We start from the raw sequence: 16,974 nt of genomic DNA, 5'->3' as shown, positions 1-16,974 counted from the left end.
CCAATTCATTCGGTGACGCTCTGATCCCTTTTCCATGGATTGCCATGGTGGCGAGCGTGACCACCACGGAGCAACGTCATGCAACGCCAAGTTGGGCATTTCGGCCTGAGCGCCATCGCCGCCGTTTTTGCCGCCGCCTTCGCTGCCGCTTCAGCCTCCTCGGCCTGGGCCGCCGCCACCCCCTGGACGCCCAATACCAGCGGCAATGTGGGCCCTGCGCCCGCCAGCTTCAACAAGTGGGAAGCCATCGAGGCCCCGGCCGAATCTGGCGCGAGCTGCGGCAACGGCACACCCTATCGCTTCTTCGTCAACCGCACGACCAACGCGGCCAACATGGCCAAGACCGTGATCGTGTTCGAAGGTGGCGGGGCCTGCTGGGAGCAGAACGCCTGCCAGATGAAGGACGGCGTGCTGGGGGCCACGAACTACAAGGGCATCCCCACGAACTACATGAGCACCGGCCTGGCGCTGGGCGGCCTGATCACACCCTTCACCTCGCGCACGCACCCGCTGCAAAAGGTGCAGACGCAGAGCTGGAACATCATCTATGCGCCCTACTGCACAGGTGACGTGCACACCGGCAACAAGACGGCCGTGTATGGCGATGCCGACCCGAGCGCGCCCATCACCTACTACCACCGCGGTTTCAAGAACGGCGAGGCCATTGCCAACTGGGTAGGCCGCTACCTGCCCAAGCAGGACAAGCTGCTGGTGACCGGCTTCTCGGCGGGCGGCGTGGGGGCCACGGCCATGTATGGGCTGATCCGCCTGGCTGACCAGCCCAAACAATCGGCCTTGCTGGGTGACTCCGGCCCCTTGTTCCAGGTGGACCGCAACGCCACGCCCGAAGAGGCCCCCTCGGTGCTGCTGCACAACAAGATCCGCACGGCCTGGGGTCTGGATGGTGACAACGGCCTGGCCTCCAAGATGATCGCCACCTTCCCGACTGCGGGCACGGTGGACAACCTGGGCAGCCTGACCACCGGCCTGGCCAAGGTCTTCCCGCAAGACCGCCTGGGTTACGCCGTGTTCCAGCGCGATGCGATCTTCTCGTCCTTCTCGTACACCAAGTTCTACCCCGAGATCGCGGCGGTGCCGGCCGGCGCCAAGCGCGACGAACTGCTCAACGCCAAGTGGGTCAAGGAAGTGGGCACCTGGGTCAACGCCATGAAGCCTTACAGCAACACGGGCTACTACGTGCCCTATGGCCGCGACTTCCTCAAGTCGCACACGCTGACCACGGCCACCTTCAGCGGCACGGGCATCAAGGAGGCCAACCTGCCCGATGTGGGCGCCTTCGTCGACAACCTGCTGGACACGAGCAAGCCGGTGATGCGTGCCTACGAAACCCAACGCACGGTGCAGAACGCCGAAGGCATCGCCTTGTTCAGCTGGATCAGCAACGCGCTGTATTCGCTCTTGGGTCTGTGATCGGTCTGTGATCGGGCTTTGATTTTCACATCGCGCACAGCGCATTGCGCAGCGCGAATGACCAAGCGTGTTAAGCGGGCCCGGTGATTGCCGGGCCTTTGTCATTTGTCGCCGATCCTGTCCTGCCACTGTCGCCCAAACCCCCCGAATCTGGCGTCTAATTCAGGCTTCTTTGAGAACCCGAAAAGAACCTGGAGACTGTGGCCCATGAGCGAGATCCTGCAACACCGTGAAGCCGGTGTGTTGACGCTGACCTTCAACCGCCTGGACAAGAAAAACGCGATCACGACGGCGATGTACAGCCGCCTGGCCGACGAGCTGGAAGCCGCCACGGGCGACGACAGCATCCGCGTGGCCGTGATCCAGGGCGCCGTCGAGATCTTCACGGCAGGCAATGACCTGGCCGACTTCCTCAACAACCCGCCCGTCAGCAAGCCCGGTGGCGAGGTGGCGCCCGTGGTGCGTTTCCTCAACGCGATCCGCGACTTCCCCAAGCCCATCGTGGCGGCCGTGGCCGGCCCGGCTGTGGGCATCGGCACCACGCTGCTGCTGCATTGCGACCTGGTCTACGCCGGTGACAACGCCGCCTTCAGCCTGCCTTTCGTGAACCTGGGCCTGTGCCCCGAGGCCGGTGCCAGCCTGCTGCTGCCGCAGATCATCGGCTACCCCAAGGCCGCTGAAAAGCTGATGCTGGGCGAGGCCTTCTACGCTGAAGAGGCGCTGGAGATGGGCCTGATCAACCGCATCCTGCCGCCGCATGAGGTGAACGGTTATGCCCAGGCACAAGCCGCCAAGCTGGCTGCCAAGCCGGCTGCGTCGCTGCGTGTGACCAAGTCGCTGATGAAGATGTCCCAGACGCAACTGGCGCCGGTGATGACCGAGGAGCTCAAGCACTTCGGCCAGCTGCTGCAAGGCCCGGCTGCCAAGGAGGCGATCAGTGCCGTGATGGAAAAGCGCAAGCCCGATTTCTCGAAGTGTTGAGGACATAATGGCTCCATAAGGCTTTCAGGACACGCCGCTGTGCTGAGAGCAAATGGGGAAGCGTCCGAGATGGCTGTTCGTGAGTCTGGTTCGTGGCACCGGCATGCTGCCGGTTGGTCGCGCCTGATCGTTGTCGTTCGGGCGTGGCGCAGCGTGCGGTGGCCGCTCTGGCTCTGTTGCGGGGCCTTGGCGGGCGTGGTGCACGCGCAGCCCCAGCCGCCATCCGCGGCACCGGTGTCGGCCTTGGCCGCCGCCTCGTCGCCGTCGCAGCCCACGGCACCGCGCAGCATCATCGTCGTCATCGACGACAGCTACCCCCCCTATGTGTTCCGGGACCACGCCGGCCGCCTGCAAGGCATCCGCAAGGATGTGTGGGATCTGTGGTCGGCGCGCACGGGCATCAAGGTCAACCTGGTGGGCATGGACTGGGCCAAGGCCCAGGCGCAGATCCAGGTGGGGCGCGCCGATGTCATCGACACCATCTTCGAGACGGCGCCTCGCAAGGACATCTACGATTTCGGGCCGTCCTACAGCGACATCGAGGTCCCAATCTACTTTCACGAAAGCATCGGCGGCCTCAACACCACGGAGTCGCTCAAGGGCTTCACCATCGGCGTCAAGGACGGCGATGCCTGCATTGACTACCTCGTCAACCAGGGGCTGGAGTCGTTCCGGCGCTACCCCAGCTACGAGGCCGTGATCGACGCGGCTGCCGTGGGCGAGGTGCGCGTGTTCTGTGAAGACAAACCGCCCGCCACCTACTTCCTGATCCGCAAGCAGCTGGACCGGCAGTTCCGCAGCACCGGGCCGCTGTACATCGGGCAGTTCCACTGGGCGGTGCGCAAGGGCGATGCCGCCACCTTCAAGCTGGTGCAGGATGGCTTTGCGCGCATCACGCCGGCCGAGATGCGTGGGCTGCAGGAACGTTGGCTGGGAGCGGCTGTCCAGACGCCGGACACACCGGCCTATCTGCGCTACGGGGCGTACGCCTTGCTGTCCGTGGGGGGGCTGGCCCTCGTGCTGGGCGCATGGAACATCAGCCTGCGCCGGCGCGTGCAGGCGCGCACCGCAGAGTTGTCGGAATCGCTCACGCAGCTGACCCAGTCCAAGCAGGATGCCGAGCGCACGCTGGCCCAGCTCAATGCCACGCTGGAGGCCGTGCCCGATCTGTTGTTCGAGCTGGACCTGGATGGCCGCTATGTGGACTTCCGCGCCCGCCGCACGGACCTGCTGGCGGCGCCACCTCAGGATCTGAAGGGCCGCAGGGTGCAGGATGTGATGCCACCGGAGGCCGCAGACCTGGTCATGCAGGCCTTGCATGAGGCCGCGGCACATGGCTCGTCTGCGGGCACGCACATCAAGCTGCCGCTGCCGCAAGGTGAGCGCTGGTTCGAGCTGTCGGTGGCACGCAAGCGCATGCTGGGCAATGCGCGCGATCACTTCATCATGCTCTCGCGTGACATCTCCGACCGCAAGCAGGCCGAACAGGCCCTGGCCCGCCATGGTGACGAGCTGGAGCAGATCGTGCATGAGCGCTCGCGCCAGCTGGTCCAGGCGCGCGATGCTTCGGAGCAGGCCAGCCGGGCCAAGAGCGAGTTCCTCTCGCGCATGAGCCATGAGCTGCGCACACCGATGAACGCCATCCTCGGCTTTTCCCAGCTCATCGAGCTGGAGGCGGGCAGTTCGCCTCGCACCCAGGGGCATGTGCGGGAGATCCTGCGTGCAGGCAAGCACCTGCTGCACCTGATCAACGATGTGCTGGACCTGGAGCAGGTCGAGTCCGGGCGCGTGGCGCTCAACACGGAAGTGGTCGACGTGGCCGAACTGGCGCGTGAGCTGCTGTCCTTGATGCAGCCGCTGGCCGACAGGCAAGAGGTGCGCCTGCACATTGGTGACATGCAGGGCCTGGCCGTGATGGCCGATGCCATCCGCATCAGGCAGATCGTGTTGAACCTGCTGTCCAACGCTGTCAAGTACAACCGGGCGGGTGGCGAGGTGTGGCTGGATGCCCAGGTGCAGGCCGAGCAGGTTGTGCGCATCAGTGTGCGAGACACGGGCGCGGGCATTGCCGAGCGCCACCTGGGCATGCTGTTCCAGCCCTTCAACCGCCTGGGCGCCGAGGCGGGCCCGATCGAAGGCACCGGCATCGGGCTGAGCCTGTGCCGGCGCCTGGCCGAGTTGATGCGCGGCAGCATGGGCGTGAGCAGCCAGGAGGGCGAGGGCAGCCTGTTCTGGGTGGACATGCCACGCGCCATGCCTGGTGTGCTGGCGCACGATGGCGATGGCGCGCATGCCTCGGCACAGTCGCCCATGGGGCCCACCAAGGCCGGCGTGCCCCCGTCTCCCCGCATGGCCACCTTGCTGTACGTGGAAGACAACCCAGCCAACCTGCAACTGATGACGCAGATCGTGTCCCGCCACCAGGGGGTGACGCTGATCTCGGCCCCGCTGGGGCAGCTCGGGCTGGAGCTGGCCAAGGCGCACCGCCCCGATCTGATCCTGCTGGACATCCATTTGCCCGACATGGATGGTTATGCCGTGCTGGGGCGCTTGCGCAGTGACCCGGACACCCGCAGCACACCGGTGATCGCGGTCACGGCCAATGCCATGCCCATGGATGTGCAGCGTATCCGCGATGCGGGCTTTGACGACTATGTGCCCAAGCCCATCCGGGTCACGCACATCGATCTGCTCATCCATGAGCGGCTGGGGAGCACCCTTGCCTGAGTTGACGGGCCTGAGCGAGGCGCAAGCCGCAGAGCGCTTGCACCAGCACGGCCCCAATGAGCTGCCACAGGCGGCCCGGCGCACCGGGTGGCGCATCGCCGCAGAGCTGCTGCGTGAGCCCATGCTGCAGCTGCTGGCCGCAGCCGGGGGCATCTACCTGGTCCTGGGTGATGTGGGCGAGGCCTGCATGCTGCTGGCCTTCGTGGTCCTGTCGATGCTGATCTCGCTGGTGCAGGAGTCCCGCACCGAGCGCGTGCTGGAGGCCTTACGGGACCTCAGCAGCCCGCGTGCGCTGGTGTTGCGGGGTGGTGAGCGCAAGCGCATTGCCGGCCGGGAGGTGGTGCCGGGTGACCTGATCGTGCTGGAAGAGGGTGACCGCGTGCCGGCTGACGCGCGCCTCTTGTCGGCCAATGACCTGTTGACCGACGAGTCGCTGCTCACGGGCGAGTCCGTGCCGGTGAGCAAGGTGGTGTGGGCCCAGGGGCAGGCTGCGGCCCGCCCGGGTGGCGACGGGCAAGCCTGGGTGTATGCGGGCTCGATGGTGGTCCGCGGGCAGGGGCTGGCCGAGGTCACGGCCACCGGGGCGCGCAGCGAGATGGGCCACATTGGCGTGGCCTTGCGGCAGATTGAATCGTCACAACCGGCCTTGCAGCAGCAGACCCGTGCACTGGTCAAGACCTTTGCCGTGGCCGGCGTGACGCTGAGCCTGCTGATGACCTTGATCTATGTCTGGACGCGCGGCGATGTGCTGGCCGCCGTGCTGGCGGGCATCTCGCTGGCCATGTCCTTGCTGCCGCAAGAGTTCCTGCTGATCCTGACGGTGTTCATGGCCATGGGGGCCTGGCGCATTTCTCAACAGCGCGTGCTGGTGCGGCGGGCCAGTGCCATCGAGGCCTTGGGCACGGCCACCGTCTTGTGCACGGACAAGACCGGCACGCTCACGCTCAACCGCATGAGCATCGTGGCCATGCAGGTGCCGGGGCAGACCTGGTTGGCCCAGGACGAGGACGGCGGGCCTTTGTCGCCCGCCCTGCGCACGCTGCTGCAGCACGGCATCCTGGCCAGCGAGCGCGACCCTTTTGATCCGATGGAAAAGGCCTTCTGGGCCTTGGGGGCGCAATGCCTGTCTGCCGAAGAGGTGGCCCACCTTGAATGGAAGATGGTGCATGAATACGGCTTGAGCCCCGAGATGCTGGCCATGTCGCACGTGTGGCGGGCACCAGGGCAGGATGGGCATGTGATCGCGACCAAGGGCGCGCCCGAAGCCATTGTCGATCTGTGCCACCTGGATGCCGTTCGGCTGGCCGAGGTGCGGCAGGCCGCCGACGTGTTCGCGCGGCAAGGCATGCGTGTGCTGGGTGTGGCGCGCTCGACGCACCGTGGCCCCAATGCGCACAGCAGCTGGCCGGCCTTGCAGCACGATTTCGACTTCGAGTACCTGGGCCTGGTGGCACTGGCCGACCCGCTGCGGCCCACGGTGCGCGACGCCGTGCAGGTCTGCCGCGAGGCGGGCATCCACGTGGCCATGATCACCGGCGATCACCCGGTCACGGCACTGGCCATTGCGGCGCAGGCGGGGCTGGATGTGCAAGGCGGGGTGGTGCAGGGCGAAGACCTGGCTGCCCTGTCTGACGAGGCCTTGCGTGAGCGGGTGGCCCAGGCGGCCGTGTTTGCCCGCGTGATGCCCGAGCAGAAGCTGCGCATCGTCAAGGCCTTGCAGGCCAGCGGCCAGGTGGTTGCCATGACGGGGGATGGTGTCAACGATGCGCCCTCCTTGAAGGCCGCCGACATCGGCATCGCCATGGGTGCACGCGGGACCGATGTGGCGCGTGAAGCCGCGGCCATGGTGCTGCTGGACGACGACTTCGGCACGATCACGCAGGCGGTGCGATCGGGGCGGCGCATCGACGACAACCTGCGCAAGGCCATGGCCTTTGTGCTGGCCGTGCACGTGCCCATTGCGGGGCTCACCTTGCTGCCGCTGCTCATGGGCTGGCCCTTGCTGCTGACGCCCGTGCACATCGCCTTCCTGGAGCTGATCATCGACCCGGTGTGCTCCATCGTGTTCGAGGCCGAGCCCGAAGAGCGCGACATCATGCGCCGGCCTCCGCGTGAGCCCGGGCGGCCCCTCTTGACGCGCGCCATGATGGGCTGGAGCCTGCTGCAGGGCCTGTTGGTGCTGATGATCGTCGCGGCCGCGTATGCCTGGCTGCTGCACCAGGGCCTTGACGAGGCCAGCGCGCGGGTGGGTGGCTTCTTGTCCCTGGTGGCGGCCAATGTGGTGCTGATCATGGGCAACCGCGCGTTCGGCGGGCAGATCCTGCTCGCCTTCTTCAGGCCCAACCCCGTCCTCTGGCGCACGCTGGCGGCGACCGTCGCGCTGCTGGCACTGGTGCTGGCCGTGCCCGTCTTGAGGGGCTTGTTCAAGTTCAAGCTGCCCGATGTCGACACCGCCCAGATCGTGGGCCTGGTGGCGCTGGGCACCATGTTGGTGCTGCAGGCGTTGAAGGCGATCAGAAGCCCATCTGACACCTCAAAGCGTGAATCCTGCGCGTGACTTTCAAACCCTTACATTGATAATGTCAGATACGTTTTGACCTCAGCCGGGGCGGTGAATTGTTGTTCTCTCACTTGTTGCCTGACCAGGTTCAGGACGTGCTGGATGCCCTGCCCACACCGGTCTTTTTCAAGGACCGCCATGGTGTCTACAAAGGGTGCAACCGCGCTTTCGCCCGTCTCATCGGGCGTCGCCGCCGGGAAATCGTCGGGCTGACGGTGTTCGACATCTCGCCCGAGGAGTACGCCAAATCCCACTTCGACGCCGACGCGGCGCTGATGCGCGCTGGTGGCGAGCAACGCTACGAGGCGCAGATCAAGCGCTGCGACGGCGAGCGCCGCCACGTGGTGTTCCATAAGGCCGCGCTGTATGACGCGCAAGGCGAGTTGAGCGGCATCGTGGGTACCATCCTGGACATCACCGAGCGCAAGGCGCTGGAAGTGCAGCTGGCCGACATGGCCGAGCGCGATGCGCTGACCGGCTTGTTCAACCGCCGCGCCATCCTCGCCCATCTGGAGGCCTTGCATCGGGACCGGCGCCAGGCCAGCCAGAGCTTGTGCTTGATGATGTGCGATGTGGACCACTTCAAGCGCATCAACGACCGCCATGGCCATGCCAAGGGCGACGAGGTTTTGCGCCAGGTGGCGCACCTGTTGAGCGGCAAGCTGCGTGATGGCGACCGCGTGGGGCGCATCGGTGGCGAGGAGTTCCTCATCGTGCTGGCCTCGGCGGATCTGGAGGATGCGCGGCAGGTGGCCGAGCGCCTGCGCCAACAGGTGGCAGACCTGTCGATCACTTGTGCCGAGGGCGCGCGCCTGGACGTGACCATCAGCATCGGCGTGGCCCGCAGCCTGCATCAGGACGAAGACTGGGCCGATGTGATCGCCCGTGCGGACGCAGGCCTGTATGCGGCCAAGCGGGCCGGGCGCGACAAGGTCATCGTGGCCGACGCGCACATGCTGCCGGCCAATCACAAGGACTGGCATCAGGCTTGAGGCCCGCATCCATCGGCATCAGGGCAGGCTCACACCCAGCTTGAGCCACCAGCGCCGCCCCGCCTCGGGAATCTGATCAGGCAGGCTGGCCCCCAGGTTGACCCATGAGGGCGAGCTGCTGTGGTTGAGGTGCTCGACGTAGTAGCGGTCGAACAGGTTGTCGATGCCCACGCTGATCTGCAGCTGCTTGCTGGCCTTGTACTCGCCCTGAATGTCCCACACGCTGAAGCCCGGTGTGGCGGCCACGTCCAGGCCATTGGTGCTGCCATGGTTGAGGTCGATGCGCTGCTGCCCATCGGCCATGCGCGTACCCAGCTTGAGGCCCCAGCCGCCCTGTTGCCACTTGGTGTGCAGCTGCAACTGGGTGGGCGGTGTTTGGGCCAGGGCGACGTGGTCGCTGCGGTTGCTGCCCCACACGGTGCTGAGCGAGCCGCCCACCGCCAGGTTCGAGCTCATGGCCCAGTTGGCCTCGGCTTCCAGCCCGCGGCGCAGGGCCGTGATGTTCTTGGCGCTGGTGCCGCTGGTCACCAGCACAAAGTTGTCAATGAGGTTGATGAAGCCATTGACGCTGGCGCTCAGGCGCTGCGCGGCGTACTGCAGGCCGGTGTTGAGTTCATGGTGCCGTTCGATGGCCAGGTTCCAGCCCTGCAGGCTGCCGATCTCGACGAAGTCCGGGCCCCGTTCGGCCTGGCCCAGCGCCACGTGGGCCTGCCAGTTGTGGTCCGGGTCATCATCGAGCGTGTGCTCGGCCCTGACAAAGCCGCTGTGCAGTGTCATGTGGCGGCGCGTGTCCTGGCCGTTGACGGGGCGGGCATTGACGCTGAACTCGCGCACATCACCCGCACGCGCGCTGCGGCTGTCTACGCGCAATCCTGCGGTCCACAGCGTGGCGGCCTGGCTGCTGCGCCATTCGGCATACGCACCGCTTTGCTGGATGCGCAGGTCGTAATAGGGCAGGACACCCGGGTCGTTGCTGAAGCAGGTCGGCCCTGAGCCGAAGTCGAAACACTGCGTGCTGGAGAGGTGGTTGCGCGCGTTGTAGCCATCCAGCCGCGAATCCACGCCCAGGCTGAGCACATGGTCTGGCGCCACATCCAGCTCCACACGGGCGCTGGCCGCGCGCGAGCGGTTTTGCTGTTGCATGATCTCGCGCAGCCGGTTGTCCGCATCGGGCTGGTAGGTGCCTTCTTCACCGCGCAGGCTGAAGTTGTCCATGGCGTGGTCCACGCTGTGCCAGCGGGTCTGCACCTCGGCCTGCCTGATCAAGGGCGACAGGCGCTTGGCCTGCCAGCGCAGCCCCAGGCTGTTGGCAAGGAAGCGCGTGCCATCCATGTGGTACGAGGGGTAGACGGCCCAGCCATCACTGCGGGTGAGGTCGGCCGTCAGGGTTTGTTGCGCATTCAGGCGCCAGCCCAGGTCCAGATCCAGGTTGTCGCGTTGGTAGCGCGAGGGGATGCGCTGCCCATGGCCATCGCGCTCGTCGCCGCTTTGCAGATGCCGGCCCTTGATCCGGGCCCAGGTGGCCTCGGTGTTGAGCAGGCCTTCGGCATGGGTCTGCTGCTTGTCAAAGGCCGCCAGCGTGTGGCTGAGCTGCAGGCCCGATGGTGCCGAGGCATTCGGGTTGCGGCGCTCGAACACCAGCGCGCCAGCCAGCACGCCCGCATGGCGAACCGTGCTGGGGCCTTTGACCACGGTGACCTGGTCGATGTCATCGGGTGCGATGTAGGAGGTGGCCGGGTCCATGCCATGGTTGCAGGCGCCTTCCATGGCGATGCCATCGCTGATCACGGGCAGCCGGGCCCCGCCCAGCCCCCGCAGCAACACGGTGCCGGCCGTGCCGGACTGTCGGTTGACCTGGATGCCGCTGAACTGCCTGAGCAGTTGGGCCACGTCATCTTGCTCATCGGTCTGGCCTTTGAGCCTGGTGCCCGCTTGCGTGGCCTGAGGCGGCGCTGTCGCGGTGATGACGATCTCGGGCAAGGCTTGCCCATCGTCGCTCTTGGCGGTCTGGGCCAAGGCTTCATGTCCCATCCACAGGCACAGGCAGGCCCATCCAACAGTCCGGTACATCATGCTGCTTACGCCTTGTGCTGTTGACGGCGATGACGACGCTGTGCAAGGCCGCCGAGCACCAGCAAGCCCGCCGTCATCTGTGCCCAGGTGGCGGCCTCCGGGACGGCGCTGACGTTCAGGTGCAGGGCGATGGTGTCGCGCACCGGGTCACCCATGCCTGGCATGGCATGGTGGTGGTACATGGACGCGTTGAGGTTGACGTAGACCTGGTTGGCGTCGAAGCTCAAGGCCGTGGCCGGGTCGAAGCCCTCCAGCAAGTTGCCCTGCACATTGGGCACGTAAGCCGTGTTGCTGGCCTGTACCCCCAGGATGTCGGGCACGCTGTTGCCGGCGTCGACCAGGCGGAAGCCCAGCTTCTCGGGTGAGCCGAAGTTCATGAAGTCGCCACTGCCGACATAGGTGAACACCACATCGGTGCCGCTGACGTCGATGTTCCACTGGATGGTGTTCTTGCTGTCGATGGACCAGTTGCTGACCTCCAGGCCGCCGCCGACGGTGAAGGTCTGCGACTTGATGGCCTGCCAGCCTGTGCCGGCGTCCAGGCCGTATTCGATGGTGAGGCTGCGGCCATCGAGCGTGCTCTGGGCCTGGGCCGATGGGGCCAGGGCCAACAGGGATGCCGTCACCACGACGGCTTGCATGCATGTAGACAGTTTCATGATGTGCTTGCTTTCAGTTTGTTGAAGGTGAAGGGGGTTGCCTGGGTGATCAACGCGGGGCGCGGCGGCGCACGGCCAGGCTCAGGGCGCCCAGCCCCAAGGCGCTCAGGCCCAGGGTGCCTGGCTCGGGGATGCTGCTGACCTGGATGCCCACGCTCATGCCGTAAGCGGCTGCGAGATGGGGATTGGTGCTCAGTTGCGCGTCGTAGTCGGCGCCACCCACCAGCAGGGAGTAGGTGCCGGCGCCCAGTTGCAAGGTCTTGCTGGTGCGGCCGTCACGCAGGCCATCAGCCATGCCGCCTTGCACCGTGCCTTCGCCATCCACCGCGTAGCCCACGAAGCTCAGGGTGTTGAGGGCGCCGAAGTCATTGCCGATGGCGAAGTCGCCCACGGCGTTCCACACCCCTTCAACGGCAAAGGGCAGGCTGGCCTTGTAAGCCGTGGAGGCGGTCGAGGTGTCGTAGGACAGGTAGCTGATGCCTGGGTTGAGCGGGTCCACGCTGGTGGGCGCGATGCCCTTGTAGACCGAGAAGCCCGGCAGCAGGCCGCCTATGGACGTGCTGGTGGCCGAGGCGTTGGCGCTGACGGTCAGGGTCACCAGCGCGTCGTTGTTCAGCGTGAAGGTGAACCACTTGGCCTTGTGGCTGTCGCCCCAGTCTGCATCGGCAGCATCGGCCCAGCCGTAGTTGCCGGAGACAGCCTGGTTGCTGATGGTGGTGCCGGCGGCGGTGAGGCCGTCGTAGGTGCCGAGGTCGCGGCCGGTGTAGCTCACGTGCGCGAGGGCCGGCAGGGTGAAGGTGGCCAGTGACAGCGCAGCCAGCCAGGTGCGTGCAAAGGCGTGTATGGGTTTGGGCATGACAAGAATCCAAAAATGGCGAGCGCGCGTGCCGGCCGCTTTGGCGCGGCACGCGGGCACAGTCGATGAGGTGTTCGAGCCTTCTGGCTCAGCGCCCGGGTTGGGCCGTGAGGCGCAGGCGCAGGCCGCGCTGGCCAGAGGCCACAGGCAGGCGCGCAAGGCACGGCCTGGCGCCATGCCAGGCCACACTCGAACTCAAAAGGTGGGGGAGGGCCTGATCAGGCCAGCACGGCAGGTGGTGCGCGTGCCTGTGCCGCAGCCCAGATGGACAGGGTGCGGGGGGCGTGCAGGAAGAGGGCCGGGGCTTGGTCACGCAGGCCGCTGACGGGCAGCACGGCCAGGTGGGTGGGCGGCAGGCCGAGGTGGTCGGCTTGCAGCACACACAAGGGGCAATGGTCCAGCAGCACATGGTCGCCAGCCGGTGCGGCCTTGGACTTGAGCATGATCACCGATGGGCCCACGCCGCGGCTGACGCAGACCTCCTGCAAGGCCAGCGGCCCGGTGGGGGCCAAGGCCAGCCAGCGCGACACCGTGGGCGCGAGCGCCGCCATCAGGACGACCAGGGCGGTCACCCAGATGATCCAGTGTTGATGGGGGATGCGGCGCGCGTGCATGTGTGTGGTGCAGTGTAAAGCAGCGCAGCGTGGCGACCTGCACCTGGGCAAGACCTGCTTTGCGTGGGGTCAATCTTTTGCGCGCCGAGGGGGCTGGTGAACTAAAATGGGTGCGGCGCCCATTTCCTTGGCGCAGCCTTTTGACTGTTAGATTGATGGCCTCCAAATCGGGCTCCACGCCTCCTACTGACCACGATGCCTTGCTGGATGCCATTCAGGCCGTGCTGGCACCGCTGGCCGATCTGTCTGTGGCCAAGGGGCTGACGTTCGCCACGGTGGAAGAAGCGCTCAAGCAGGCGTTTGTGCGGTCCGCACAAGAGGCCCAGCTGGCGCAAGGGCTGCCCGCCAGCCGCCTGGTCAGCCGCATCAGCGCAGCCACAGGCATCAACCGCCGCGAGGTCACGCGCCTGACCCAATCCGATGCCGGTGCGCCCACTCCTGCGGGGGCATCGCTGGTGTCGCAGCTGTTCACGCGTTGGGTGTCCGACCGCCAGTTGCGCGTCAAGGGCAAGCCCCGCGTGCTGCCGCGCCAGGGTGATGCGCCCAGCTTTGAAACCCTGGCACGTTCGATCACACAGGACGTGCACCCTCGCACCTTGCTGGATGAACTCTGCCGCCTGAATCTGGCGCGCTGGGATGCCGGCACCGACACCGTGCACCTGACCCAGGACGGCTTCACCCCGCGTGGCGACTGGCAGCGCATGATCGCCTTCCTGGGGGACAACGTGGGTGACCACCTGCGTGCGGCCGTGGACAATGTGCTGAGCGACGAGCCTGCACACCACTTCGAGCAGGCCGTGTTCGCGCAAGGCCTGTCTTCTGAATCGGTCGAGCAGGTGCGGACGCTGGCCCGCAAGCACTGGAAGGCCTTGATGACCGAGGCCGTGCCCCTGCTGGAGCGCCGCATCGAGCTGGACGCCAAGGCGCCTGACGACGCCACCCGCCGCGTGCGGCTCGGGCTTTTCACCTTCCAAGAGGACCTGGCGCAGACCGGGTCAGAAACCGGCGATGCAGGGGTGCCCCCTCGGCGTTTGCCCAGTGGGAAATGACATGTTGAGATCCATCCGACTGAGCGGTGTGTGGTTGCTGAGTCTTGTGCTTGGTTTGGTATTGGGCCTGGCCAGTTGCGGCGGCGGCACGGGCGACACGCAGGCCAATGGCAGTGGTGTGGGCTCGGGTGGAACGGGTTCTTATTCGAATGGCCCGGTGTCCGGCCTGGGCTCGATCATCGTCAACGGCTTGCGTTATGACGTGACGGGCGCGGCGGTCCATCGTGACGACGATGCCAATGACAGCGTGGTGCACGACCCGTCCGAGGTGAAGGTCGGCATGATGGTGGCCGTCAGCGGTTCGGGCAGCGTGCCGGCCGGCAATGGCGGGCTTCCCCTGGCGGCGGCCTATACCGTGCGTTATGGCAGCAGCCTGATCGGCCCGGTGTCGGCGGTGGACCTTGCTGGCGCCACCATCACGGTGCTGGGGCAGACCGTCAGGATCACGGCCAAGACGGTGCAGCCAGCGCTGCCCTTGAACGTCAACGATGTGGTCGAAGTGCATGGCCTGGCCGATGCCATGGGCGGCTACATCGCCACCCGCATCGATACGCTGGACGGCTCCACCAGCACCTACAAGATCGTGGCCCTGGTCAACAGCGTGGATGACCTGGACATGCACCTGGGGCTCAACGGCAACCTGATCGTGTCGTATGGCGCGGCGGCGCTGCCCGCTGGCGTGACCCCTGGGGCGCGGGTGCGTGTGTGGTTTGGCGCCACCCAGGTCAACGGGCAATGGTCTGCCACGCGCATTCGGGTGGACCAGCCCTTGGTGACCGACACGGAAGAAGCCAGCCTGGAAGGCCTGGTCACCAGCTTGCCGCACAACGGTGTGATGCAGGTTGATGGTTCACCGGTCGATGTGAGCCGCCTGTCGTCGTCGTCCGTCTCGGGCCTGACCCTGGGCGAGCGTGTGCGCGTGGAAGGGCGTTTGCAGGCCGGTGTGCTCGTGGCCACCGAGCTGGAAGACCCCAGTGTGCTGGAGAGCGAGGAGACCGAGCTGTACGGTGCGGTCAGCCAGTTGTCCGGGCAGACCTTCGTGGTGCGAGGCGTGACCGTGGCCTACACCCCCTCGGTGGTGGAGGGCACGCTGGCCAATGGCGCCTGCGTTGAGGTGCATGGGCACGGCTACAACAGCAGCGGCGCATTGAACGCCACCGAGGTCAACGTCCACAGCGGCTGCAATTGAGCGGGTTATCGTTGAACAGGCCGATGTGGCTGATCAGCGCAGGGCGGTCAGCGCACCGCGTCGCTGATGTCGATCTGGACGCCTGAGGTGCCAACCTTGACCGGCCTGGATTGCCCGGACCAGTCGCCCGGCTGAGGCATGGCGTCGCCGCTGCGCGAAACGCGGGCCCCCACCACCACCTCGGCAAAGCCGGACAGATTGAACTGTGGCGCCATGGCCATGGCATCGGTCAGCTCGAAGCGGTAGGGCAGGTCCTTGACCTGTTTGCGCACGATGGCCAGCGGCATCTTGGGGCCCTGCGCTGCCTTGGCAAAGATGAACACGGTGTCGTCGGGCGAAACCTTGCCGGCCAGCGCCTGGGACAGGCTCACCGTGCCGGACACCGCCCCACCGTTGGCTGCGGCTGAGGCGTCTTTTTGCGGCGCCTGTTGAGCAGGCAGGCCCGCGCGTTGCCGCGCGTCGTCCAGTGCGCTTTGCATCTGTCGGGCGATGTCGGGGTTGTCCGCCGGGGCGTGCTGCACGGCGCGCTCCCACAAGGATGCGGCGGTCTTGAAGTCTTGCTTGTCATAGGCGATGGTGCCTGACAGCGACAGCGCCTTGAAGTTGTTGGGGTCCAGGCTGAGCGCCTTGTCAATCAGCTTTGCGGGCTCACCCTGCAGCGTGCGGCCCTGGGTGACGGCCAAGGCATCGGCGTAGTCGGCGTACAGCTGGGCGTCTTCGGGGCGTTGCGCGATGGCCTGGCGGTAAGCGGGCAGGGCCTCTTCAAAACGCTTGAGCGCCGAGTAGGTGCGCGCCAGCATGGCCCAGCCCTCGGCGTTCTGGGGATCGGCCTTGAGCTTGGCCACCAGGCCATCAACCATGGCGTTGATCTGGTCCTGGTTCATGGTGTGGGGGGCGCTGCTGCCTGCGCCGCCGCCCTGACCCTGGTCGGCCGAAGCCGATGCGGTCTCGCTGTTGTTGCCGGCCGGGCCCACATGCCAGGCCGAGGGGGTGCCGACCAGGTAGTAGCCGCCGGCCCCGATGGCCGCCACGAAAGCCAACATGGACCACAACACTTTGTTCGAGACCCTGGCTGCGGCGGGTACGGGTACGGGCACGGCGGCCAATGGCGTGGGGGGGCTCGAAGGCTGATCTTGCGATGCCATCACGGCGTCCAGCAACTGGCGCTCCAGTTTGGCCTTGGCCGCCTGGGCCTGGTCCTCAGGCAGGGCGCCGCTCTGGGCCAGTTCATTCAGTTGGCGCAGTTGCGTCTTGAGTTGGTCGATGGCGCTGCTCATGTGGGGCTTCGGTGGAGGGCGGGCAGATCAGGGCTGATCAAGCTTGGTCCGGGGCGTCTGGCGTATCGGGGTCGAAAGCCTCGGCCGACATGCGGGCACGGCGGCGCAGGTTCCACCACAGGAAGCCCAGCCCGCCAACGGCCAGCAGGCCGGGCCCAAACCACAGCAGCACCGTGTTGCCTTCCACCGGCGGGCGGTAGAGGATGAAGTTGCCGTAACGCGTGGTCATGTACTCGCGGATCTGCTGCTCGTTCTTGCCTTGCTGCAACTGCTCGCGGATCTGCTGGCGCAGGTCGATGGCCAGGCCGGCATGCGAATCCGCAATGGTCTGGTTCTGGCAGACCAGGCAGCGCAGTTCGCTGGCGATGGCCATCATGCGGGCCTCCTGCTCGGGGTTGTCGGCCAATGGTTGGGCCTCGCCCGCGTGGGCCGGGCTGGCCAGCAGGCAGCTCAGGACCAAGCTCAGCGCCAGGCACAGGACCGACACCGGGCGCAGGCAGAGGCTCAGCCATCCGCCGAGCCAGCCGAACCAACCGAGCAAGCGGGGCGAGCCAGGTCCCCTGTCA

The 16,974-nt window shown here is 66.4% G+C and carries 13 protein-coding genes; 7 read left to right on the top strand and 6 right to left on the bottom strand.

Annotation, left to right across the window (positions count from 1 at the left end; genetic code table 11):
* The first annotated feature begins 78 nt into the window (after window positions 1–78).
* The 5 genes from HY019_RS10655 to HY019_RS10635 all read left to right on the top strand — a co-directional run bounded on the left by HY019_RS10655 (window position 79) and on the right by HY019_RS10635 (window position 8,691).
* Window positions 79–1,431, top strand: a complete 1,353-nt coding sequence (locus HY019_RS10655; RefSeq protein ID WP_290691817.1) for a pectin acetylesterase-family hydrolase — start codon at window positions 79–81, stop codon at window positions 1,429–1,431.
* 207 nt (window positions 1,432–1,638) lie between these two features.
* Window positions 1,639–2,412, top strand: coding sequence for an enoyl-CoA hydratase (locus HY019_RS10650; RefSeq protein WP_290691815.1), 774 nt, complete (start codon window positions 1,639–1,641; stop codon window positions 2,410–2,412).
* A 198-nt stretch (window positions 2,413–2,610) separates the two neighbouring features.
* Window positions 2,611–5,139: a transporter substrate-binding domain-containing protein gene (locus HY019_RS10645; RefSeq protein WP_290691813.1), complete on the top strand. Its 2,529-nt coding sequence runs from the start codon at window positions 2,611–2,613 to the stop codon at window positions 5,137–5,139.
* Window positions 5,111–7,696, top strand: coding sequence for a cation-translocating P-type ATPase (locus HY019_RS10640; RefSeq protein ID WP_290691811.1), 2,586 nt, complete (start codon window positions 5,111–5,113; stop codon window positions 7,694–7,696). The genes HY019_RS10645 and HY019_RS10640 overlap by 29 nt, the downstream gene beginning before the upstream one ends.
* Window positions 7,697–7,755: 59 nt before the next feature.
* Window positions 7,756–8,691, top strand: a complete 936-nt coding sequence (locus HY019_RS10635) for a diguanylate cyclase (RefSeq protein ID WP_290691809.1) — start codon at window positions 7,756–7,758, stop codon at window positions 8,689–8,691.
* Window positions 8,692–8,709: 18 nt separating this feature from the next.
* Here the strand turns inward: HY019_RS10635 and HY019_RS10630 are convergent, their stop codons facing one another.
* The 4 genes from HY019_RS10630 to HY019_RS10615 form a co-directional block, all read right to left on the bottom strand.
* On the bottom strand, window positions 8,710–10,764 hold the full coding sequence (locus tag HY019_RS10630; RefSeq protein ID WP_290691807.1) for a TonB-dependent receptor: 2,055 nt from the start codon (window positions 10,762–10,764) through the stop codon (window positions 8,710–8,712).
* Window positions 10,765–10,769: 5 nt separating this feature from the next.
* Complete coding sequence (locus HY019_RS10625; RefSeq protein WP_290691805.1) at window positions 10,770–11,423, bottom strand: hypothetical protein; 654 nt, start codon at window positions 11,421–11,423, stop codon at window positions 10,770–10,772.
* Between the two features lie 49 nt (window positions 11,424–11,472).
* The gene (locus tag HY019_RS10620; protein WP_290691803.1) at window positions 11,473–12,279 is read right to left on the bottom strand and encodes a PEP-CTERM sorting domain-containing protein; all 807 of its coding nucleotides are present in this window, start codon (window positions 12,277–12,279) and stop codon (window positions 11,473–11,475) included.
* Window positions 12,280–12,497: 218 nt separating this feature from the next.
* Window positions 12,498–12,893 (bottom strand): DUF2946 domain-containing protein, encoded by a 396-nt coding sequence (locus HY019_RS10615; protein WP_290691801.1) that lies wholly within the window; start codon window positions 12,891–12,893, stop codon window positions 12,498–12,500.
* Between the two features lie 155 nt (window positions 12,894–13,048).
* Between HY019_RS10615 and HY019_RS10610 the strand changes: the two genes are divergently transcribed.
* Window positions 13,049–13,942 carry a DUF6502 family protein gene (locus HY019_RS10610; RefSeq protein WP_290691799.1) on the top strand — a complete coding sequence of 298 codons (894 nt, stop codon included), beginning with the start codon at window positions 13,049–13,051 and terminating at the stop codon, window positions 13,940–13,942.
* Window position 13,943: 1 nt separating this feature from the next.
* The gene (locus HY019_RS10605; protein WP_290691797.1) at window positions 13,944–15,131 is read left to right on the top strand and encodes a DUF5666 domain-containing protein; all 1,188 of its coding nucleotides are present in this window, start codon (window positions 13,944–13,946) and stop codon (window positions 15,129–15,131) included.
* Between the two features lie 47 nt (window positions 15,132–15,178).
* On the opposite strand, the gene HY019_RS10600 is transcribed toward HY019_RS10605, so the two are convergent.
* Both HY019_RS10600 and HY019_RS10595 read right to left on the bottom strand, forming a co-directional pair.
* Window positions 15,179–16,408: a tetratricopeptide repeat protein gene (locus HY019_RS10600; RefSeq protein WP_290691795.1), complete on the bottom strand. Its 1,230-nt coding sequence runs from the start codon at window positions 16,406–16,408 to the stop codon at window positions 15,179–15,181.
* A gap of 37 nt (window positions 16,409–16,445) precedes the next feature.
* Window positions 16,446–16,949, bottom strand: a complete 504-nt coding sequence (locus HY019_RS10595) for a cytochrome c-type biogenesis protein (protein WP_363302702.1) — start codon at window positions 16,947–16,949, stop codon at window positions 16,446–16,448.
* Between the last annotated feature and the right edge of the window lie 25 nt (window positions 16,950–16,974).

Origin of the sequence: Aquabacterium sp. (assembly GCF_016195855.1) — a bacterium.
Classification (GTDB): domain Bacteria; phylum Pseudomonadota; class Gammaproteobacteria; order Burkholderiales; family Burkholderiaceae_C; genus Aquabacterium.
Note: the sequence above shows the minus strand (reverse complement) of the source record. Positions and strands in the feature narration are given on the sequence as shown.